The 22,073-nt window shown below is 64.0% G+C and carries 18 protein-coding genes; 13 read left to right on the top strand and 5 right to left on the bottom strand.

All coding sequences use genetic code 11. From position 1 onward, the window contains the following. Nucleotides 1-37 precede the first annotated feature (37 nt). Nucleotides 38-1,414: an HNH endonuclease signature motif containing protein gene (locus KI794_RS09165; protein ID WP_255807863.1), complete on the top strand. Its 1,377-nt coding sequence runs from the start codon at nucleotides 38-40 to the stop codon at nucleotides 1,412-1,414. A gap of 103 nt (nucleotides 1,415-1,517) precedes the next feature. Here KI794_RS09165 and KI794_RS09160 read toward each other — a convergent pair whose 3' ends face one another. Beyond that, a complete protein-coding gene (locus KI794_RS09160) occupies nucleotides 1,518-2,387 on the bottom strand; it encodes a TIGR00645 family protein (RefSeq protein ID WP_255807862.1) in 870 nt (289 codons plus the stop codon). A gap of 340 nt (nucleotides 2,388-2,727) precedes the next feature. Here KI794_RS09160 and KI794_RS09155 point away from each other — a divergent pair, with 340 nt between their 5' ends. From KI794_RS09155 to KI794_RS09125, 7 genes are all read left to right on the top strand, one after another. Next, a complete protein-coding gene (locus KI794_RS09155; protein WP_119284011.1) occupies nucleotides 2,728-3,810 on the top strand; it encodes a TerC family protein in 1,083 nt (360 codons plus the stop codon). A 529-nt stretch (nucleotides 3,811-4,339) separates the two neighbouring features. After that, nucleotides 4,340-5,797, top strand: a complete 1,458-nt coding sequence (gene leuC / locus KI794_RS09150) for a 3-isopropylmalate dehydratase large subunit (protein WP_255807861.1) — start codon at nucleotides 4,340-4,342, stop codon at nucleotides 5,795-5,797. A 2-nt stretch (nucleotides 5,798-5,799) separates the two neighbouring features. After that, a complete protein-coding gene (gene leuD / locus KI794_RS09145; protein WP_255807860.1) occupies nucleotides 5,800-6,402 on the top strand; it encodes a 3-isopropylmalate dehydratase small subunit in 603 nt (200 codons plus the stop codon). 150 nt (nucleotides 6,403-6,552) lie between these two features. Then, nucleotides 6,553-7,860, top strand: coding sequence for a UDP-N-acetylglucosamine 1-carboxyvinyltransferase (gene murA / locus KI794_RS09140; RefSeq protein WP_255809757.1), 1,308 nt, complete (start codon nucleotides 6,553-6,555; stop codon nucleotides 7,858-7,860). Between the two features lie 78 nt (nucleotides 7,861-7,938). Further along, complete coding sequence (locus KI794_RS09135) at nucleotides 7,939-8,712, top strand: lysophospholipid acyltransferase family protein (RefSeq protein WP_255807859.1); 774 nt, start codon at nucleotides 7,939-7,941, stop codon at nucleotides 8,710-8,712. Beyond that, a complete protein-coding gene (locus KI794_RS09130; protein WP_119284007.1) occupies nucleotides 8,709-9,809 on the top strand; it encodes an NAD(P)H-dependent glycerol-3-phosphate dehydrogenase in 1,101 nt (366 codons plus the stop codon). The genes KI794_RS09135 and KI794_RS09130 overlap by 4 nt, the downstream gene beginning before the upstream one ends. After that, entirely contained in the window at nucleotides 9,806-10,963 is a 1,158-nt protein-coding gene (locus KI794_RS09125) for a D-alanine--D-alanine ligase family protein (RefSeq protein WP_255807858.1), read from the top strand. Before KI794_RS09130 ends, KI794_RS09125 begins: the two co-directional genes overlap by 4 nt. Nucleotides 10,964-11,040: 77 nt before the next feature. On the opposite strand, the gene KI794_RS09120 is transcribed toward KI794_RS09125, so the two are convergent. Then, on the bottom strand, nucleotides 11,041-11,625 hold the full coding sequence (locus KI794_RS09120; RefSeq protein ID WP_255807857.1) for a DUF3515 family protein: 585 nt from the start codon (nucleotides 11,623-11,625) through the stop codon (nucleotides 11,041-11,043). Nucleotides 11,626-11,713: 88 nt separating this feature from the next. Here KI794_RS09120 and thiL point away from each other — a divergent pair, with 88 nt between their 5' ends. Together thiL and KI794_RS09110 are read left to right on the top strand one after the other, a co-directional pair. Further along, nucleotides 11,714-12,739, top strand: coding sequence for a thiamine-phosphate kinase (gene thiL, locus KI794_RS09115; RefSeq protein ID WP_255807856.1), 1,026 nt, complete (start codon nucleotides 11,714-11,716; stop codon nucleotides 12,737-12,739). A gap of 49 nt (nucleotides 12,740-12,788) precedes the next feature. After that, a complete protein-coding gene (locus tag KI794_RS09110) occupies nucleotides 12,789-13,412 on the top strand; it encodes an SIMPL domain-containing protein (RefSeq protein WP_119284003.1) in 624 nt (207 codons plus the stop codon). A gap of 1 nt (nucleotide 13,413) precedes the next feature. On the opposite strand, the gene KI794_RS09105 is transcribed toward KI794_RS09110, so the two are convergent. Further along, entirely contained in the window at nucleotides 13,414-14,754 is a 1,341-nt protein-coding gene (locus tag KI794_RS09105) for a PucR family transcriptional regulator (protein ID WP_255807855.1), read from the bottom strand. A gap of 115 nt (nucleotides 14,755-14,869) precedes the next feature. Between KI794_RS09105 and gabT the strand changes: the two genes are divergently transcribed. Continuing rightward, a complete protein-coding gene (gene gabT / locus KI794_RS09100; RefSeq protein WP_119284001.1) occupies nucleotides 14,870-16,204 on the top strand; it encodes a 4-aminobutyrate--2-oxoglutarate transaminase in 1,335 nt (444 codons plus the stop codon). Nucleotides 16,205-16,256: 52 nt separating this feature from the next. After that, a complete protein-coding gene (locus KI794_RS09095; protein WP_119284000.1) occupies nucleotides 16,257-17,723 on the top strand; it encodes an NAD-dependent succinate-semialdehyde dehydrogenase in 1,467 nt (488 codons plus the stop codon). A 373-nt stretch (nucleotides 17,724-18,096) separates the two neighbouring features. Here the strand turns inward: KI794_RS09095 and KI794_RS09090 are convergent, their stop codons facing one another. Further along, nucleotides 18,097-18,732 (bottom strand): RsmD family RNA methyltransferase, encoded by a 636-nt coding sequence (locus tag KI794_RS09090; RefSeq protein ID WP_119283999.1) that lies wholly within the window; start codon nucleotides 18,730-18,732, stop codon nucleotides 18,097-18,099. Nucleotides 18,733-18,735: 3 nt separating this feature from the next. Beyond that, nucleotides 18,736-19,584 carry a tyrosine-protein phosphatase gene (locus tag KI794_RS09085; RefSeq protein WP_255807853.1) on the bottom strand — a complete coding sequence of 283 codons (849 nt, stop codon included), beginning with the start codon at nucleotides 19,582-19,584 and terminating at the stop codon, nucleotides 18,736-18,738. A gap of 112 nt (nucleotides 19,585-19,696) precedes the next feature. Here KI794_RS09085 and KI794_RS09080 point away from each other — a divergent pair, with 112 nt between their 5' ends. After that, complete coding sequence (locus KI794_RS09080) at nucleotides 19,697-21,910, top strand: ATP-dependent DNA helicase RecG (RefSeq protein WP_119283997.1); 2,214 nt, start codon at nucleotides 19,697-19,699, stop codon at nucleotides 21,908-21,910. Nucleotides 21,911-22,073 lie beyond the last annotated feature (163 nt).

Genomic DNA, 22,073 nt, shown 5'->3' with positions numbered 1-22,073 from the left:
ACGACTAAATGTCGGTGGTGTGTGAAGTAATGTACACATGACTTCAAGTGGACGGTTCTCCAGTCAGCAGCTCGCCGACATCGACAGCGCCGTTCGGGTGCTCGAAACCCACGAGGGTGAGAAGCGCCGCCTCGAGGCGGAGCAACTTGCCGCGTTGGCGAGGGCCCTGCAGCAGGTGTTTGGGCGAGGAGATCCCAAGAAGGGGACGCCTGACCGTGAGCTCGCGTACCGATCACTCAGGCTTGAGGTGGCGACTGCGCTCAACGACAGCGAGCACAACGCAGAACGATTGCTTTCAACCGCCTTTCTTGCGCATGAACACTTCGCGATGTCCCTCGACGCGTTGCGCAGCGGAGAAATATCGCTTGGACATCTCCGTGTTCTCACCGAAGAGGGCTCGCCGCTCGAGACCGGAAACGAGTCACGGGACAAGGCGCGCAGGCTTCGCTATGAGGACGAGGCCCTTTCCTTTGCGAAGGAGGAAACGCCAAACAGACTGCGTCCAATCGCGCGGCGACTCGCCGCTGCTCACTCCGAGGATTCGCTGGAGGAGCGGCACGAGGCGGCGCTCAGGCGACGAAGCATTCGTGTCGTCGCGCTCGATGATGGTATGGCTGACCTGATCGCGCATCTGTCGGCCGAAGACGCATACGCGATAAAAGATAGGATCGCGGCGATCGCGAAGCGTGCGATAGCCGGCGTAGGCGAGGCCGAACTGTCTCCTGCAGGCATGACGTTTACCTCAGCAGGGGTGTTCCCCGCGGCAAATAGCCCGAGGCTGGACGGCCCTGCGCCGGGTAGGTCGGGGCGGTCGTGCGATGAAGTGCGAGCAGATGTTCTACGCGACCTCTTGCTTGGGCGAGACTTAGATCTCCTGGAAGAGGGCAACGCGGGCGGATCAGGTTCGGGGCGCGACGCCAACCTACATGAGTGGGATCAGGTGCGAGCGCACGTGCAAGTCGTGATTCCTGCCCACGGCGTACCTGAACTCGTCGGATACGGGCCGATCGCCAGCGCGACAGCGGCGAGTCTCGCCGCTGGTGCGAAAGCCTGGGAGCGCGTAACGGTCGATGACGCGGGCAGGGTCCTCGCCGTTGATCGCTATAGACCGTCCGCTGAAATGACTCGACTTCTGGTAGCTCGCGATCTGCATTGTCGAGCCCCGGGCTGCCGAGTACCCGCAAGCAGGTGTGACACAGACCACACCGTAGATGCGGCACTTGGAGGCGCGACCTCGACCGCTAATCTTGCGCACCTCTGTCGTGGGCACCACACCCTCAAACACCATACGGACTGGAAGGTGGAGCAGGAGCCGGAGGGCGTGATCAGATGGACGAGTCCAACCGGGCGGGAGTACCGGGATAGGCCCCCGAATCGGGTGAGGTTTCGTCGAAGCGGCACCGACGCTGCGTAGTGCTCGGGCATCAGGTCGGGGAGGAGTCACACCCCAGTTCCCCGTTGCAACTGGCGTCGAGCTACTACCGTTCTTCGGCCGGGGCTGAAGTACCAGAGTGAGGCTACGAGCGGTTGTCGTCGACGATCTCGGCGCCTGCAGGCAGCACCGTGCCAGCCGGGATGCGAACAGTCACGAAGCCCTCATGGGCCGACGCGAACGAAGCCTCCACGGGAGCCGGAGCTGCAGTCTGGGCTGCAGTCGAGCTTGCAGCTGGAGTCGCAGCCTGCCCAGCAACCGAAACCGAAACGCCATCGGGCGCCTGGGTTGCGAGGTCGGCCCCCGAGAGCTGCGCCTCAATCGCGCCGGCAGTGACTTCGTCACGCTGGACTGCGGGGTGGTGCTGCGCCATCTTGTCGATCCAAGCTAGCGCGAGGGCCGACACGATGAAGGCGAGGTGGATCACGACCTCCCAGAACACGCCGTCGTTCGAATAGATGACTTTGCCTTTGGCGTCGATGACGAGGCCATCCTCCATGCGTCCGACCTCGATAAAGGTCTTCAGTAGATGGATCGACGAGATCGAAATGATCGAAACGGCAAGCTTCACCTTCAAGAGGTTCGTGTTGACGTGGGACAGCCACTCGGGCTCGTCGTGGTGGCCCTCCACGCGGATCTTCGACACGAACGTTTCGTACCCGCCGATGATAACCATGATGAGCAGGTTCGCAATCATGACGATGTCGATGAGAGCGAGTACGGAGAGCATCACGTCGGTCTCAGTGATCTTCCCCGAAATGATCACGTTCTCGAACAGATGCCACAGCTCGACGAAGAACAGTACGACGTAGACGCCCTGCGCGATGATAAGCCCCAGGTACAGCGGCGCCTGCAGCCAGCGGCTCGCAAAGATAAACGCTGCGAGGGTGCGCGATGCGGCGCCGGGTCCACGAGCAGTGCTGCGCTGAATCGGTGGCGTCGAGCGATCGTTCACGGTGGTTCTCCATTGGGGCTCAGAGCAAAAGCTGGAAGAGAGAAAAATAGAGTCATATGTTATCCCAGGGCGTCTCTGTGAGCCTGTGGGGAGCAGAAAGTGAGCCTGTGGGGAACAGAGACTTTTCCTCACGCCAAGCGAAAGCGCGCGCGACGCGGTCGTTGCGAGCTATAGTTGATCACTGCGAAGGGGAGTATTCCACCTCGCTCGTATCGTCAATACGCCACGCGAAGACCGCGCGGCCGGTGCGAGCGCGGAGCAGCCCGCTGGGGCCAGCGCCGGGAAGAGACTTTCGGAGTTTCGCGCACCCTGCGCCAGCCCGAAGGAGAATGTCTCTACCGTGACAACCGCCCTACCTCTCTGGTTCGAAATTGGATCGATGGTGTTGCTCACCGCCATCCTGATCGTCGACCTGCTGCTGATCATCAAGCGACCCCACGTGCCGTCTATGCGTGAGGCAAGCCTCTGGGTCGGCTTTTATGTGCTGCTCGCGCTACTCTTCGCCGGCGCCATATATATGCTCGGCGACGCCCAGCACGCGACGGAGTTCGTTGCAGGTTGGCTTACCGAGTACAGTCTGTCGATCGACAACCTGTTCGTGTTCGTGCTCATCCTTGGAGCATTCAAGGTTCCGAGCGCCTACCAGCAGCGGGCGCTCATGATCGGCATCGTACTTGCGCTCATCTTCCGTGGAATCTTCATCCTCGTTGGCGCCGCAATCATTGAGCGCTTCATCGCGGTCTTCTTCATCTTCGGCGCGTGGCTCATCTGGACCGCGTGGCAGCAAGTGAAGCCCGGCGGGCACGAGGAGCAAGGCGACAGCTGGCTCATCCGCCAGGTCAAAAAGGTCATGCCATTCAGCGACGAGTACGACGGCGGCAAGCTCCGCACAACCGTTGACGGCAAGCGCATGTTCACGCCGTTCCTGCTCGTGCTTATTTCCCTCGGGGCGACGGACCTCCTGTTCGCACTTGACTCGATCCCCGCGATCTTCGGCATTACGCAGAGCCCGTTCATCGTCTTCACTGCCAACGTGTTCGCTCTGATGGGCCTGCGCCAGCTGTACTTCTTGCTCGGCGGTCTCCTCGAGAAGCTTCCGTACCTCAAGTACGGCATCGCCGCGATCCTCGCGTTCATCGGCGTCAAGCTGATTCTTCACGCGCTGCACGAGAATGAGCTGCCGTTTATCAACGGTGGCAATCACGTGCCGGTGCCTGAGATCAGCACAGGCATGTCGCTCCTCTTCATCCTCGCCGCAATGGTGATCTCGACGGTCGCCAGCGTACTGAAGGCACGCCAGGTCGCGCGGGCAACCGGCGAAACGCTTCACCTCGGAGCGGCAGAGCCGCACGTCGACCCTCACGGGGGCGCGGGCTCGGCTCGTGACGCCGGAACAGATGGCGGCCAGAGCAAAGCGGAATAAAGCAGAGCACTTCAGAGTAGTTCAGGGCAGTTCTGAGCAGAGCAGAGCAGAGCAGAGCAGAGCAGTTCAGGGCAAAGCAGTTCAGGGCAAAGCTGCGCTGTTCAGAGCAAAGCAGTTCAGTGAATTGGGTGCGGTAGCCGCCGCAGCCGTGACGCCTGCATTGAGGCCGCTCGAAGCCCCAGTATGGGGGCTCGGGTGGCCTCGCAGTTCTCGCTTCATTTCGTGGTGCGGTCACTTCGTGGTGCGGTCACTCCGTGATGCGGTCACTTCGTGGTGTGGTCACTTCGTGATGCAGTCACACGAATAAGATGCGGTGATCGCCGCTGGCGACAAACCTGAATGTGACAGCGGGAATTGATTGCATCGGCCGAGTGTTAGACTCTTCATCATGCGTCAGCGGCACCTTCTTCTTCGTGGCCGCGACGGGATCTAGCCAACGGCCGCCCGTCGCGGGGTTCTTGCACGGCCGATTCACTAGCGCGCGCCACCGTTGTTTGCGCGTTGCAAAGCAAGAGAATGAAGAGAAGCAATGACTGATTCGAAGCCCCGTACGCTTGCAGAAAAGCTCTGGGACGACCATGTCGTCGTCAAGGGGGAGGCCGGGGACCCCGACCTCATCTACATCGACCTGCACCTCATCCACGAGGTCACGAGCCCGCAAGCGTTTGACGGCCTGCGCGTCGCTAATCGTCCGTTGCGTCGCGTCGACCTGATGATCGCGACTGAGGATCACAACACCCCGACGCTGAACATCACCCGGCAGATCGAGGATCCGACGAGTCGCGTGCAGATCGATACGCTCCGCAAGAACGTCGAGGAGTTCGGTGTGCGTTCGCACCCGCTCGGTGACAAGGAGCAGGGCATCGTCCACGTCGTCGGCCCGCAGCTCGGACTGACTATGCCAGGAATCACGGTAGTGTGCGGCGACAGCCACACCTCTACGCACGGCGCGTTTGGTGCCCTCGCATTTGGGATCGGCACGAGCGAGGTCGAGCACGTCATGGCGACGCAGACGCTGTCGCTGAAGCCGTTCAAGACCATGGCGATCAACGTCGAGGGTGAGCTCCGGCCCGGCGTTACGGCGAAAGACATCATTCTCGCGGTGATTGCGAAGATCGGTACCGGCGGTGGCCAGGGGTACGTGCTCGAGTACCGGGGATCGGCGATCCGGAACCTGTCGATGGACGGCCGCATGACCATTTGTAACATGTCGATCGAGGCCGGCGCCCGCGCGGGGATGATCGCGCCCGACGAGAAGACCTTCGAGTACGTGAAGGGCCGCGAAGCCGCACCGACGGGCGCAGACTGGGACGCGGCCGTTGAGTACTGGAAGACCCTGCCGACGGACGAGGGCGCGGTGTTTGACGCCGAAGTCACAATTGACGCAGGCGCACTGGAGCCGTTCGTGACCTGGGGGACCAACCCCGGCCAGGGCGTGCACCTGAGCGAGACTGTACCAAACCCTGCAGATATCGCAGACGCCAACGAGCGCGCCGCCGCCGAGCGTGCGCTCGAGTACATGGATCTCGAGGCCGGGACCCCGATGAAGGAGATCAAGGTTGACGCGGTCTTCATGGGTTCCTGCACGAACGCCCGACTCGACGACCTTCGCGAGTTCGCGAGCATCATCAAGGGCAAGCAGAAGGCCGAGGGCGTCAGGTTGATGGTCGTGCCTGGTTCGGCGCGCGTACGGCTCGAAGCTGAAGCCGAAGGAATCGACAAGATCGTCGAGGAGTTTGGCGGCGAGTGGCGCTTTGCAGGCTGCTCCATGTGTCTCGGTATGAACCCTGACCAGCTTGAACCGGGGGAGCGCTGCGCGTCGACCTCGAACCGCAACTTCGAGGGCCGCCAGGGTAAGGGCGGTCGGACCCACCTCGTCTCGCCGCTCGTTGCGGCGGCGACAGCTATCCGCGGCACGCTGTCGAGCCCGTGGGACCTGCAGGCTGATGCGCCCGGAGTCAGCGCGAACGAGAAGGTGGAGGCGTAATCATGGAAAAGTTCACAACGTTGAACGCGACAGCAGTCCCGCTGCGCCGCTCGAACGTCGACACCGACCAGATCATCCCGGCGGTGTTTCTGAAGCGCGTCACGAAGACAGGCTTTGACGACGCGCTCTTTTACCACTGGCGTCAGGATTCCGAGTTCGTGCTCAACCAGCCCGTGTACAAGGGCGCCGAGATCCTGATCGCAGGCCCCGACTTTGGTACTGGCTCGTCCCGCGAGCACGCCGTTTGGGCGCTGCGCGATTACGGATTCAAGGTAGTGATCTCGGCGCGCTTCGCCGATATCTTCCGCGGCAACTCGGGTAAGCAGGGGCTTCTCGCAGCCCAGGTTGCCGAAACAGACGTCGAGAAGCTGTGGGCAATCATCGAGGCGGATCCCGCAACCAAGGTGTCGGTCAACCTCGACGACCGCACCGTGACTGCGGGGGAGCTGACAGTCTCATTCGACATTGACGACTACACTCGGTGGCGGCTCATGGAGGGTCTTGACGACATCTCCCTGACACTTCGCAACGAGTCCGCGATTACTGAGTTTGAGGCGCGTCGCCCGGGCTGGATGCCCACGACGCTGCCCGCCACGAACGCCTAGGAGGCACCCACGTTGAGCAACGCAGAGCAGACGGACGCACCGGAGATCCCGGAGGGTCTGACGAAGCCGAACGAGGAAGAGGCCGCATCCAAGGCTCTCCAACACGACGCCGCAAACCAGGGCGCGAAGGTCGGCCTCACCTCTGATGAGATCATCATCAAGGGCGGCACGCCGCTGAAGGGGCGCATCGAGGTCCGCGGTGCGAAGAACCTCGCGACGAAGGCAATGGTGGCGACACTCCTCGGCAAGACGCCGAGCGTGCTGCGCAACGTTCCCAATATCTCGGACGTTCGCGTTGTCGCGGGCCTGCTCGCGCTGCACGGCGTGCTCATCACCAAGGGTGAAGCCGCCGACGAGTGGCACTTCGACCCGTCGAACGTGGAGGTCGCTCACAAAGCCGACATCGACGCGCACGCGGGCTCGTCGCGTATCCCGATCCTGTTCTGCGGGCCGCTGCTGCACCGCCTTGGCGAGGCGTTCATCCCCGATCTCGGCGGCTGCCGCATCGGCGATCGCCCGATCGACTTTCACCTCGACGCGCTGCGCGAATTCGGCGCCGTCGTTGAGAAGCTCCCGAGCGGCATCAGCCTGACCGCGCCGAACGGCCTCAAGGGCGCGAACATCGAGCTGCCCTACCCCTCGGTCGGTGCGACTGAGCAGGTGCTGCTGACGGCGGTGCTCGCCGATGGTCAGACCGAGCTGCGCAACGCAGCCATCGAGCCAGAGATCATTGACCTCATCTGCATCCTGCAGAAGATGGGCGCGATCATTTCGATGGAGCCCAACAGGGTGATTCTCATCGAAGGTGTCGACGAGCTTCGTGGCTACGATCACAAGGCCATCTTCGATCGCAACGAAGCCGCGAGCTGGGCGGCAGCCGCGCTCGCAACCAAGGGCGACATCTTCGTTGGCGGAGTGCGACAGGAAGAGATGATGACCTTCCTGAACGCCTACCGGAAGGTCGGCGGCGATTTTGACGTGCACGACGACGGGATCCGTTTCTGGCACCCGGGTGGCGACCTGAAACCCGTCACAATCGAGACCGACGTGCACCCCGGATTCATGACGGACTGGCAGCAGCCACTCGTCGTCGCGCTCACACAGGCGACCGGTACCTCGACGATCCACGAGACTGTGTACGAGAACCGGTTCGGATTCACCGACGCTCTGAACACGATGGGCGCGAACATCGTCGTGCACCCGAACGGTCTCAGTGACGTCGGTCGCCGCGTGAAGCGTCGCGAGTTCGAGCAGGCCGCGGTCATCACGGGCCCGACACACCTGACAGCCGCAGACGTCGTCGTGCCAGACCTGCGCGGTGGCTTCAGCCACCTCATCGCCGCAATGATCGCTGAGGGAGAGTCGAAGGTCTCGAATATCGGCATCATTGCTCGTGGGTACGAGAATTTCATCGAGAAGCTCCGCCTGCTCGGAGCTGACTTCGTCTTTGAGGCGTAAGCGTACGAAAATTCGTGAGTCCCGCGCCGCACTGGCGCTTATGCAGATGCGCGCGCGGGATTCGGGGATAATTGAACCATGACGAAAACGGTGAAGCTGCGCAGCCAGCCCGGGGCCGAGAAGCGCAGGCCCTCGATGTTTTGGCTGTTGGCGGGACTCATCCTACCTGTGTGGTCGCTCATGGTTCGTTACCGATTTACGCCACAATCGAAGCTTCCGAAGACTGGCCCGTTCATCCTCGCGCCGAACCACTTCAGTGAGATCGATCCCATCGCGATGGGGGCGGCTATTTGGCACCTTGGGCGCGTGCCGCACTTCATGGCGAAGGAGAGCCTGTTTAAGGTACCCGTTCTCGGCTGGATGATGCGCAAGAGCGGCCAAATTCCTGTGGAGCGCGCGGGCGCGACGCGATCGACAGGCCTCGACAACCCGATGAGCTCGGCAAGCAAGCTTATTGAGAACCAGGGTGGCGTCATCGTGTACCCGGAGGGAACGCTCACCCGCGATCCTGATCTGTGGCCGATGCGCGGCAAGAGTGGGGCAGTGCGGCTCGCGCTCGAGAGCGGAATTCCGCTCATTCCAGCTGCGCACTGGGGCACGCAAGAACTGATGCCGCGCTACGGAAAATCAATCCGGCCGTTCCCGCGCAAGACTATCGAGGTTGCCATTGGCGAGCCGATCGACATGAGCGAGTTCGAGGGCCGGCACATCGACCAGAAGCTCATCAACGAGGCGACGAAGAAGCTCATGAACGAGATCACGGCGCTCCTTGAGGGCCTGCGCGAGGAAAAAGCGCCCGAAGAGCGTTGGGATCCCGCAAAGCACCAGCAGAACGAGACGGGGCGTTTTTGAACGCGGCAGCAACGAGAGCACATCGCGGCACGAAGGTCGCAGTTATCGGCGCCGGGAGCTGGGGCACGACCTTCGCGAAGGTGCTGTGTGACGCAGGCTCGGACGTGACGATCTGGGCACGGCGCAGCGAGGTCTCAGACGAGATCCAAGTCGCAAAGCGCAATAGCCAGTACCTGCCAGGTATCAACCTGCCGAAGAACCTCAAAGCGACGGCGAACCTCGCAGATGCACTGCGGGGGGCACGTCTCGTATTCCTCGCGGTTCCGAGCCAGTCGCTGCGACAAAACCTGCAAGACATCGAGCCGTTCCTCGCCCCGACGAGCGTGCTCGTCAGCCTCGTGAAGGGCGTCGAGCGCAGCACGACGATGCGAATGAGCGAGGTCATCCACGACACGTTGGATCTCGAACCAGATCGGATCGCCGTAGTCTCCGGGCCGAACATCGCGCTCGAGATCGCGAAGGAACAGCCGACGGGTGCGGTCGCATCGTGCGCGTCGATCGCAGTGGCCGAGGAAGTCGCGCAGGCGTGCTCCGCGCCATACTTCCGCACCTACGTGAATCACGACGTTGTCGGCACTGAGCTCGGTGGCGTGCTGAAGAACCTCATCGCTCTGGCGATCGGTATCGTCGACGGTGTGGGCTACGGCGAGAACACGAAGGCCTCGATTATTACGCGTGGGCTCGCGGAGATGACCGAGTTCGCTGTGTCGCAGGGCGGCGACCCGATCACCCTGTCTGGGCTCGCAGGGCTCGGCGATCTCATCGCGACCTGTCAGTCGCCCCTGTCTCGAAACAACACCGCAGGCAGGCTCATCGGACAGGGCTACTCGCAAGAGGAGACCCGAGAGCAGATGCAGCAGGTCGCCGAGGGAATCACCTCGGTCGCGCCAGTGCTCGAGCTCGCGAAGTCACGCGGGATCGTCATGCCGATTGTGCAGCAGGTGTCGATGGTGCTCGACGGTGAGATGGAACCGAAAAACCTCGGGCCCCATCTCGCAACCGAAGATGGAATTCCGCGGCGAGAGCTCGTGCTGAAGCGCGACTCGAAGCCCAGTTGGCGGCGCCTGTTCGGGCGCCGGAAGGAGCGCACACAGTGAGCGTAGTCCAGACCGAACCGCACGACGAACAGGGAAACGTCACTCAGGCAGGAGCGAAGCGCCGCGTCGCTCTCGTCTTCGGCGGGCGTTCGAGCGAGCACGGGATCAGCTGCGTCACCGCCGCAGGAATCCTCAAAGCGATCGACCGCGAGCGCTTCGACGTGACGCTCGTCGGGATCACCAAGCGCGGTGCGATGGTGCTCATGCGCGAAGACGATCTCGCCGACTACCGCCTCGACGCTCCCACCCTTCCTGAGGTGCGAGACAACGGCACCCGAGTGATCTGGCCCGCGTCAGTCGACACCCGCGCACTCACCCTCGTATCGAGTGACGGCTCGCTGAGCTCGCTCGGGCACATCGATGCTGTGATGCCGATGCTGCACGGCCCGTACGGAGAGGACGGCACCATCCAAGGGATGCTTGACCTCATCGACATGCCCTACGTCGGTTCGGGCGTGCTTGGCTCGTCGCTGTGCATGGACAAGCACCTTGTGAAGGTCGTGCTGCAGAGCATGGGGATCCCTGTCGCGCCGTGGCGCACGGTCACCCGGGGCGACCTCGACCGCAACCCCGAACTTCTTCGCACGATCGACGAGGGGCTCACCTACCCGCTGTTCGTGAAGCCCGCACGCGCCGGGTCGTCGGTTGGCGTGAGCCGAGTCACCGAGGCGAGCGAGATTCCTGCCGCGCTTGAGATCGCGTTTGCTGAGGATCGCACCGTACTCATCGAATCCGGAATCACCGGCCGTGAGGTCGAGATTGCCGTGCTTGAGGGGCGCGAGGGGCAGCCGACTCGCACGAGTAGCGTGATCGGGGAGATCGTCGTGACCGGGCGCGACTTCTACGACTTTGAGGCGAAGTACCTGGGTGCGTCAGGCGTGCAGCTTGTGCTGCCCGCGAAGGTCACCGACGCTGAGTTCGAGGCGATTCGAGACGCAGCGGTTCGGGCGTTCGAGGGAACGCAGGCGCGCACGCTCTCACGCATCGACTTCTTCCTCACAGAAGACGGGCCTGTGCTCAACGAGCTCAACACGCTTCCTGGCTTTACGCCCGCGTCGATGTATCCGATGCTGTGGGAGGCCTCGGGCCTGAGCTATTCGGAGCTCATCACCGAACTGATTGAGCTCGCGCTCGAAAAGCGCCCGGCCTACTAGCCGCAGGATCGGCGCGGCCCCCGCGAATCAGGCGGGGGTTATTCGGCGTCTTGTGTCGCGGCCTCGGGTGCCTCAGCCTAGGGTGACTCGGCCTCTGGTGCCTCGGCCTCGGGCGACCTGGCGTCAGGCAACTTATCGTCAACAGGTGCGTCCGTCTGCGGCGCGTCGCCAAACTGTGAATCGTCGATCGTGTCGGCAATCGCCGTGCACTTGCGTTCTTGGGGGAGCTTCTTCACTGAGGCGCTCAGCTCGGTGATGACGTTCGTTCCCGATACGTCGTTGTCGAAGTTCACCACGACCTCGAGGCCCGGGCTGCGGCCGTAAGCCTCGAACCTGAACATCGGTGCGCGTGAGTCGTCGATGATCCAATCCACGCCGTTCACCGAGACGCAGCTGTCTGTCGTCGGGCCGCTTGGCTCAATGCCGCAGTAAAGCAACACACTCGCGGGGTCACCCCAAGCGCCCGTTGATTGCGCGTTCGTGTAGCGCCGCTCGAGGCCGTCGACAGTTGCGGGGAGCCTCACGATCACGTCGGCGCACGCCGGGTTGTTCGCATCGTCAGCGGGCACCATCGGCACGTCTCCCGAACAGCCAGTGAGTACCGTCGCAACGGCTCCTGCGGCTAGGACGAGGGCTGTTGTATGAACGGTGCGAGCTTTCACACTGTAACCATATCCGGTGGTGGAAGCGGGAGTCGGGGAACGGGCTGAGTGGGGCGCGCCTCGTGGCGGCGCGCGGTACCGTTGTGGTGTGCAGACAGTTGGAGATCTTGGAGAAGCGGGCGTGCTCGCGCGAATTCTTGACGGGCTCGAGCCGGCGGCGGCGGCATCGGTTGGTCCTGGCGACGACTGCGCGGTGCTCAGAGCCTCGGGTGACATCGTCGTCACAACTGACACGATGATCGAGGGCCCAGATTTTCGCCTGGCCTGGCACACGGGATTCGATCTTGGCTGGAAGCTCGCCGCAACCAACCTCTCTGACGTCGCGGCGATGGGCGCGACCCCGACCGGACTCACCGTTGCGCTCGCGTGCCCGAAGTCGACGCCTGTCTCGCTGCTCGCGGAGATCGCACGTGGGCTGAGCGCCGCCTGCGCCGAGCTCGCGCCGGGGTGCGGAGTTGTAGGTGGGGATCTCGGCCAAGCGCCTGTGCTCACCGCTGCGGTGACTGCGCTCGGGGACCTTGAGGGGCGCGAGCCTGTGCTGCGCTCGGACGCGCGGCCCGGCGACACCGTCGCGTACTCGGGGGCGCTCGGCCTCGCAGGCTTGGGCCTCGCGTTGCTCTTCGACAGATGCGCAGACGGCTCGGGTGTTGCGCACTCTGAGGGGCTCGCTGAGCTGCGGGAGGCGCACAGCGCCGAGCTGCGCGCGCAGTTCGCGCCGCGAGCGCCGATCCTGACCGGGCGTGTCGCGAGCGAGTCAGGCGCGACGGCAATGATGGACGTTTCAGACGGTCTGGCGCTCGACGCGGCGCGGCTGGCGCGCGCCTCGCAGGTTGAGGTGAGGCTCAGCGGTGAGTCACTGAGCGCCGCGTACGGTGTGCAGCAGGGCGTCACCGTGCCGTTGCGCGCAATGCTTGAGGGCGGTGAGGATCACGGCCTGCTCGCGACGTTCCCACCCGGTGTCGCGTTGCCCGCGGGGTTCTTACCGATTGGCGTGGTCGCGGAGGTTGGAGACTCGCGCGGTGAGCCCTCGCAGGGTTCGCTGAGCGTGAACGGCGAACCCTATGCGCCAGGTGGGTGGGATCCATACAATAAGCTCACGACGCTGAGCAGCTAGCTCGGTGGGCTGCCCCGACGCACAGTGCGCCAGTTGAGGAGGATCTGAGATGACGAACATTACGGTGATGGGTGCCGCGGAGGCACGCGTTCCGGCCGATCAGGCCGACATCTTCGCGTCAGTCTCAAGCCGCGACGCGTCCCGCGAGATCGCACTCCAGGGCGCCAACGCCGCGCATGCAAAGCTCGTCGAACGAGCCAAAGAGCTCGTGTCAGCGGGCTCCGCAATTCAGTACGTTGCCGACCCCGTCTCGACCTATTCGAACTCGTGGCGCGACGAGCACGGCAACAACGTCGTCGAGCACCAGGCGCACGCGAGCGTGCAGATCGTCTTGAGTGCGCTCGATCGCGTCGGAGAGGTTGCAGCCGAGCTCACCGAGAGCGGCGCAGACGTTCGAGTGCAGTGGGAGCTCAGCTCGGCCCTGCGTGACGAGTGGACCCGAAATTTGCGAAGCGCGGCGGTGCAAGACGCGCGAACAGCGGCCGAGGACTTCTCAGCGGCGATCGGCGCGCCGACACTCACGCTCCTCACGCTGCGAGACGGCCGCTCAGGCGGCGGTGCCTCGCCGCTCGGTGACGCCAGATTCGCGATGGCCGCGGCGGCGCCGCCCGAGGTGACTGTCGGGCAGATCTCAGTCAACGTGCAGGTCGAGGCAACGTTCGACGCTGAGTAAGCTATGGCCGCTGCGCTCCCGGCGCGTTGGCGGCAATACGAAGCGCAGTCCACAATTCAGAGCGTGTGTCGGGCGAATCGATGTCGCGCTGCAGCAGGCTCGCCGCGGTCCGGATCCGTGCACGCAAAGTGTGCCTGTGGATTGCCAGCTCACCGGCCGCCGGGGACAGCTGTCCGTTGTGGCGCAGCCATGCCTCTAGGCTCCGCTCGATCTCATCGCCGTGCTTCCGGTCGTGTGATCTGACGGGGGAGAGGAAGCCCGACGCCCGGCGCCGCGCGTCTTGACTCTCGCCGATGAGCTGCAGCAGCCCTGCATGCATGGCGGGACGGTACTCGACGATCCTGTTTGCCGTACTTGTCGGGGTGCTCGCTGAGGAGCTCGCTGCAGCGCTTGCTAACGTGCCCGCTGCCGGGCCAGCTGTGGGGCGGCCCTGTGAGGTGCCCGGGGCAGTGTGTGTTGCCCGGCCGCTCGGCTCCGCCGACCGATCCTGGGCGATCGCGTGCTCGAGCGCTCTGTCTGCCTGCGCGACAAGTTCGAGCAGGTCGTCGAGCGAACCGCGCTCAGACAGCCCACCAGGGACGCCCCTGGCGAGTCGTTTGACCGAGGGGATCTGGGACGGTTCACACACGATGAGCAGCCTGCCGTCGACGACACCCGCCGCGGTGCCGTCGCCGAGCTCGCTGAGGTCGAGGCCAGGCTGAACGCCGGGAAGTGCAACGACAGAAACCTGGCCTCGGGGAAGTCGCGGAAAAAGGGGCCCCGCAACCTCATCGGCGAGATCTCTACGACCAGCCATGAGTAGCCGCAGCGTCGCAGTTGCGAGCGCCGACTCCGAGCGAGCGATGCTCGAAGTCCGTGCCCCCTTGCCCCGGCCGTGCCCCTGGCTTAGCCTGTCGAGGTTCTGGGCGTGCACGGCTGCGTCGATGAGGCGGGCGGCGGCTCGTGTGATCGCGATGAACGGGGTATCGTAGGGCACCCGAATGAGGGGGAGGCCCAAGTGCTCGCACGCCTCGACGAGCGTCGGCGGGATCCTGTCCCACCGAATGCCAACCCCGACGCCGAGCGCCGTCGTGCCCGCCGCGACGAGGCGTGAGACATACGCTTCTGCGGCCCGGATGCCAAGCGTCCCCTTAAATTGGGCGCCAGTCGTCAACAGCACTGTGCGGGGAGTGAGGAATGGCGTGGGGTCGGTGAGATCAGTTGAGTGGACCCATTGGACCGAGCGAGACCCAGTCGTGTCATCGCCGCCAGCGACGACGACGAGGCCAAGTTCGTAATCGCGCAACAGTGTCTCGAGGTCGATCCACGAGTGGATTGCCGGTTCGGCGAATAATTGCATCATCAATCGCCATTATGGCACCTCGGGCTGTGGGGGTGCAGCCATATCCTTGGATGTGTCCGGCGCTGTGGTGCAGAACCGCCGCGGCGCTCACCCCACACAACGTAAGGAGACATCCATGACTCTCACCGGCGGCCCTTCACTTCCGCAGGAGCGTAAGCTCGTCACCAGCATCCCCGGCCCGAAGTCGCAGGAGATCCTCGCACGCAAGAACGCAGCCGTCGCGGCCGGTGTTGGCGTCGCGCTCCCCGTCTCCATCGTTGCCGCAGGCGGCGGCGTCATGGTCGACGTTGACGGCAACTCGCTCATCGACCTGGGCTCAGGTATCGCCGTCACAGGCGTCGGCAACTCGGCACCCGCAGTCGTTGAAGCTGTCACCAACCAGGTAAACCAGTTCACCCACACTTGCTTCACTGTCACGCCGTACGAGGGCTACATCGCCGTCGCCGAGAAGCTCAACGAGCTCACCCCGGGCGACCACGAGAAGCGCTCAGCGCTCTTCAACTCGGGCGCCGAAGCAGTCGAGAACGCAATCAAGATCGCGCGTCACTTCACCAAGAAGAACGGCGTCGTCGTGTTCGATCACGCCTACCACGGCCGCACGAACCTCACCATGGGCATGACCGCAAAGAACATGCCCTACAAGGACGGCTTCGGCCCGTTCGCCCCAGAGGTCTACCGCGTACCGACCTCGTACCCGTACCGCGACGGCCTCACCGGCGCAGAGGCTGCACAGGTTGCCATCACTCAGATTGAGAAGCAGGTCGGCGCTGACAACCTCGCCGCGATGATCATCGAGCCCATCCAGGGCGAGGGCGGCTTCATTGCTCCCGCCGAGGGCTTCCTCCCGGCGCTCCAGGCCTGGGCAACCGCGAACAAGGTCGTCTTCATCCTCGACGAGGTGCAGACAGGCTTCGCCCGCACCGGCAACCTCTTCGCGGCAGACCACGAGGGTGTTGTCCCTGATCTCGTCACTACTGCGAAGGGCATCGCTGGCGGCCTCCCGCTGTCGGCAGTGACAGGCCGCGCCGACATCATGGACTCGGCCCACGCAGGCGGACTCGGCGGCACCTACGCAGGCAGCCCGATCGCATGTGCAGCAGCACTCGCAACGATCGACACCTACGAGAAGGAAAACCTCGCGGCCCGCGCAGGCGAGATCGGCGCAATCATCTCGGAGTTCTTCGCGGAGCTCCAGAAGAGCGACGACCGCATCGGAGACATCCGTGGCCGCGGCGCGATGATGGCTGTGGAGTTCGTCGAGTCAGGCTCGAAGACCCCCGCAGCTGCGCTGACAGGCGCAATCGCAAAGCACGCTGCGAATGAGGGTGTTATCCTCCTCACCTGCGGAACTTACGGCAACGTTGTCCGCTTCCTCCCGCCGCTCTCGATCTCCGACGAGCTGCTCCGTGAGGCCCTCCAGATCGTCGCCGACGCGCTGGCAGCAAACTAGTTCTCGCTGCACCCACGCTCTCGCAGCACCATTAGGCTGAAAGGAAACCGTTATGGCTCTCAAGCCCAACGAACAAGAACTCCTCGACCGCGTCCCTTCAGGGCTCGCGATCGGTGGAAAGTGGGAGGACTCGACCTCCGGCGCAACGTTTGATGTTGTGGACCCCGCGACTGGCGCCGTCATTAAGACGATCGCCGACGCAACGGTCGAGGATGCCGTGCGCGCACTCGACTCCGCAGTCGCAGTGCAGGACGAGTGGGCAGCAACCTCGACGCGCGAGCGCTCGAACATCCTGCGCCGCGCGTTCGACCTGCTCATGGAGCGCAAGGAAGAGTTCGCGCTGCTCATGTCGATGGAGATGGGCAAGCCCATCGCTGAGGCTCGCGGTGAGGTGAACTACGGCGGCGAGTTCCTCCGCTGGTTCTCGGAGGAGGCTGTGCGCGTGCGCGGCGACTACCGTCCGAACCCCGAGGGAACCGGCAACATGGTTGTCTCACACATCCCCGTCGGGCCGTGCTACTTCATCACGCCCTGGAACTTCCCGCTCGCCATGGCAACCCGCAAGATCGCTCCGGCGCTCGCTGCTGGTTGCACCGTCGTCATCAAGCCGGCGGCCCTCACACCGCTCACGACGATGTTCTTCGCGCAGCTGCTCGAGGATGCCGGCCTGCCAGCTGGCGTCGTGAACGTCGTGCAGACGTCGAAGTCGAGCGCTCAGTCGAGCGCCCTGCTCTCCGACACTCGCCTCCGCAAGCTCTCGTTCACCGGTTCTACCCCGGTCGGCGTGACGCTGCTGCAGGCTGCTGCCCAGAACGTGCTCCGGACGTCGATGGAGCTGGGCGGCAACGCTCCGTTCGTCGTATTCGAGGACGCAGACCTCGATAAGGCTGTTGAAGGCGTGCTGCTCGCCAAGTTCCGCAACATCGGTCAGGCATGCACCGCTGCGAACCGCATCATCGTGCACGAATCGGTCGCGGACGAGTTCGCCCGCCGCGTTGGCGAGAAGGTCAGCGCGATGACAATCGGCCGCGGCGCGGACGAAGGCAACGACATCGGCGCGCTCGTCGAGGAGAAGGCAGTTGCAAACACTGCTCGCCTCGTCGCAGACGCAGTCGAGACCGGCGCGACAATCGTCACCGGTGGCGAAGCTATCGACGGACCCGGCAACTTCTTCCAGCCGACAGTCATCGACAAGCTCAGCCCGCAGTCGGCGATCATGCGCGAGGAAATCTTCGGACCCGTCCTCGGCATCATCCGCTTCTCGACAGAGGAAGAGGCTGTCGAGCTTGCAAACAACACCGAGTACGGCCTCGTGAGCTACGTGTTCACCGAGAACGTCGCACGTGGCCACCGTATGATCGAGAAGCTCGAGACAGGCATGATGGGCCTGAACACCGGGCTCGTATCAAACGCTGCGGCTCCCTTCGGCGGCCTCAAGCAGTCGGGCATCGGCCGCGAGGGCGGTTTTGAGGGGATCCACGAGTTCCTCTCGACGAAGTACACCCTCATCCCGCGCTAACACGCGGTAAACGCTGCGGGGCTCGGGTCAGTGACTCGGGCCCCGTCTGCGTATGGCGGGGCTGGCGGTACTGCTGCCCCGCTTGCCGAGCGTGTTGTCGCTGGCTGAGGCTGTTGTCGGCTGGCTGAGCCTGTTGTCGGCTGGCTGAGCCTGTTGTCGGCTGGCTGAGCCTGATGTCGGCTGGTCGAGCCTGTTGTCGGCTTGTCGAGCCTGTTATCGGCGTTGGCTACTGGAATCTTCACTAGATATCCCCGACAGCACAGCACCTAGCATTCAGAGTGCAGATCTCATGAGATATCGCTGGCCGGTGCCAGTCGTTGCACGCAGCGTTGGCGCTGCAGGCGTGAGTCAACGCCAGGCGAAGCGTTCAAGGCTAGGCGGGTTCAGACCACCAGAGCACAGTCTCACCATAGGCGCGGTTGCGGATCGGCTCGAGCCCTGTGGGTAGCGTTGGCTCGGGGGAGCGGCTGCTCCGCTCGACGAGGACGACAGCCTCAGGGGCGAGTAGCGGCAGGAGGGCGGTGAGGTTCGCGGTCAGCGACTCCTCATCGAGGTCGTATGGCGGGTCGATCAACGCAACGTCCCAGCGTGCGCTCATGCCGCGTGCGAGCTCACGGTCGAGAAACGCCTGAACAGACTGACGCTCCACCTCGATTGTCGGTGGCTGAGCCCCGAATCCAGCAGATGAACCGGTTCCTGCAGTCCCTGCAGCCTTTGCTGCCCCGCGCTGCCACGCCTGCAAGACAGTCTGTGCGTTGCGATTCGCCACCTGCGCGGCCTGCGGGTGCTTTTCGACGAGGGTGATCGAGGCAGCGCCACGACTCGCGGCTTCAAGCCCCAGAGCCCCTGAGCCCGCGTAGAGGTCGACGACCCTCGCCCCGGCGACGACGCCCCATGATTCGAGTGCTGAGAAGATTGCCTCTCGAACGCGGTCGCTCGTTGGGCGAGTGCCCGCTTTCGGCACCTCCAACCGCAACGAGCCTGCCCGGCCCGCGATGATACGTGTCACGACTCAGCCAGCCGTCACGAAACGATCGTGGAGCGTCTCGAGCTGCGCATCGCTCAAGCCGAGCCCCATGGTGAAGTACCCCTCGATCGAACCGAAGCGCTCGCGCACTTCATCGAGGGCCGCCTGCAACATGCTCTCGTGCACGGTCAGCACCGGCTTGATGAGCGATGAATCGACGCCATTGCGTTCGGCACGTTCAAGCATCGGCTCAATCATTGGAAGGATGTCGACGTTCGTTTGCAGATAATCAGCAACTGCCGTCTCCTCGTCTGCGCCAACGAGCAACAGGAAAGACGCGGCGGCCCACCCGGTGCGATCTTTACCGGTCGTGCAATGAAACAGTGTCGGGACGTAGACCTCGGGCGCCGTGAGGGCCTCGTAAAACTCCCTAAACGCCGCGATCGCCGAGGGGCTCGACACGATCAGCCTGTTCGAGTCTTGGAGGATCTTCACGCCCTTGCCGTCGCCGAGCATCTCTGCCATCTGCTGCTTGATCGCGGCGAGCTGTTCTGCGCTCACTTCGCGTCCTTCAGCCCCCGGCATGCCAAGGTGGGCGAGGCTCGCCGACAGGTCTCGCGCGTGGTCGCCGAGCACGTCGAGGTGCACGCCTGTGACGCCGGGCGGAAGCTTGTCTGGGGCGCTGCGTCGTTCGCCATCGGTTCGGAAGTCGACGACGCGCCGAATGCCGAGACCGACGAGCGCCTCCCCATCCGGCTCAGAAACGGCACCGAGCGTCGCAGATCGAAAGATCAGGCCGTCTGCGACTGAGCCACCTGCAACGGGAAGCCCGCCGAGCGTCCGCAGATTGGGTACTGTTGCCAACGGGATCCGGCGTTCAACTGATTCGGTCACAATTCCACACTACCCGTTGGGATCGTGGGGGAGGCCAGAATCGGTTCACCTTCTTGTCCACTCCTGTGGCCACACGAGGCAAAATGTCGGGGCCCCACGCTAGCCTTAGCGTATGGCGCATGTAACCCTCGAGTCTCCGCTGAGCGGGATCATCGGTGGCAAGAGCGCGAAAGCTCTCGAGAAAGCGTTCGGCATGCGCACGGCGCAAGACCTGCTCGAGCACCTGCCGCGCCGGTACTCGAAGCGTGGTGAACTGACGCCGCTCGTTGGCCTTCCGGTGGGTGAGCAGGTCACCGTGGTGGCGCAGGTGCTTGATGTGCGGGTGCGGCGCATGCAGCGGCGCCCAGGCCAGATCGTCGAGGCACGGATCACAGATGGCGTCGGCACGCTGACGCTGACCTTCTTCAACCAGCCGTTTCGGGCGAACGAGCTTCGTGCCGGCCGTCAGGGCATTTTCGCGGGCAAGGTCTCTGAGTATCGAGGGGCCTACCAGCTGCAACACCCCGACTACGAGTTTTTTGATGCTGACGCAGAGGTTCCTGGGGGTGCGCAGCTTGAGGAGGCCGCGGCGAAGGCCTGGGCTGAGACGCCCGTGCCGATCTACCCGGCAACGACGCAGATGCCGAGCTGGACGATCCAACGCTCTGTCGAGATGGTGCTCGATGCTCTTGCCGACGTGCCAGACCCATTGCCGACCGAGATGCTTCGTGCTGAGGGGCTCCTGTCGCTTCGCGCCGCGTTTGAAGGCGCGCACAGGCCCCGCAACGACAGCGACTGGCGGGCCGCGCAGCGCAGCCTGAAATTCCGTGAGGCATTCGACCTGCAGTTGGCGCTGCTGTATCGCCGCCGCCAGCATGCTGCCGAGGCGAGCACACCCCGGCCGCCCGGCGCGTTGCTCGAGCGCTTCGACTCAGCGCTGCAGTTCGAGCTGACCGGCGACCAGGTCGCGGTTGGCGCTGTCATTGCCGACGAGCTCTCACTCTCGCACCCGATGCACAGGCTGCTGCAGGGCGAGGTTGGCTCCGGTAAGACGCTTGTCGCGCTCCGGGCGATGCTGCAGGTCGCCGAGTCTGGCGGACAGAGCGCCCTTCTCGCGCCGACCGAGGTGCTCGCGGCGCAACACTTCCGGTCGGTTGTTGAGGCGCTCGGCCCTGACCTCGCGGCCTCGCTGAATCCTGTTCTCATTACCGGGCGCATGCCCGCTGCCGAGCGGCGCCGCGCGCTGCTGTCGCTCGCCTCGGGCAATGCGCTCGTTGCTGTCGGTACCCACGCACTCATGAGCGAGGGGGTGACGTTTTACGACCTTGGCCTCACTGTGATTGACGAACAACACCGCTTCGGGGTGGAACAGCGCGAGGCGCTCCGGCAGAAGGGGGCCCAGCCGCACGTCCTCGCGATGACCGCGACCCCGATACCGCGAACTGTCGCGTTGACCGCGTTTGGCGACCTTGAAACACTCACGATTCGAGAGTTGCCGCCAGGGAGGCAAGGGATCGAGACGTTCGTCGTCCCCGAACTTGAGATGCCGCGCCGGGCCGCGCGCGTGTGGGAGCGCGCAGCAGAAGATATTCGCGCTGGCAGGCAGGTCTACGTCGTGTGCCCGGCCATCTCAGGTGGAAAGACCCCGAATCTTGAAGAGGGCGAGTTCGCAGGGGAGCCCGACGACGAGGCCACGGGCGGCGGCGTCGCAGGGCCTGGCGCCCAACCGCCCAAGCGGCCGCTCGCGAACGTCATTGACTCGGTCGCGGAGATTCGGGCAATGGAGAATTTCAGCGCGCTCAGAGTTGAGGCGTTGAGCGGCGACATGCCGGGCCCCGAGAAGGACCGCGTGATGAGTGAGTTCGCCGCTGGTGCGATTGATGTGCTCGTCGCGACAACAGTGATCGAGGTCGGTGTGAACGTGCCGAACGCTTCGATCATGATTGTGCGCGACGCCGATCGCTTCGGTGTCTCGCAGTTGCACCAGCTCCGCGGGCGCGTCGGCCGTGGTGCCCATGCTGGGCTCTGCCTCCTCATGAGTGTCGCGGAGCAAGGCACTACAGCCCGCGAGCGCATTGAGGCAGTTGCGGCGACGAGCGACGGGTTCGCGCTCGCCGAGATTGACCTCGAACTGCGGCGCGAGGGGGACATCCTCGGGACTGCCCAGTCGGGCGGCAAGTCAACGTTGAAGCTGCTTCGCGTCACGCACGACGGGGAGCTCATCGCGCACGCCCGGGAGCTTGCGGGCGCGCTGCTCGACGTCGATCCAGAACTCATCACACACCCGGGCCTCGCGGCGATGATCGCCCGCGAAGAAGAACATCTCGAGAACCTCGCGAAGTCGTAAGCGCATGCGTGCGCACGCGCAGGCCGCACGTCGCGCGACTGCGGCCCATGCGACTTCCTGAGTAGTCCGGAAGCACACGCAAACGGTACCTGGGTACTACGGCCCCGATACTCAAGTGGGATACGGCCCAATGGCTCCTTTCCTAGGCTGAAGCTATACGCTC

Origin of the sequence: Leucobacter aridicollis, from assembly GCF_024399335.1 — a bacterium.
In the GTDB taxonomy this organism is placed as follows: Bacteria; Actinomycetota; Actinomycetes; order Actinomycetales; family Microbacteriaceae; genus Leucobacter; species Leucobacter aridicollis_A.
This window is presented reverse-complemented; position numbering and strand designations above follow the sequence as displayed.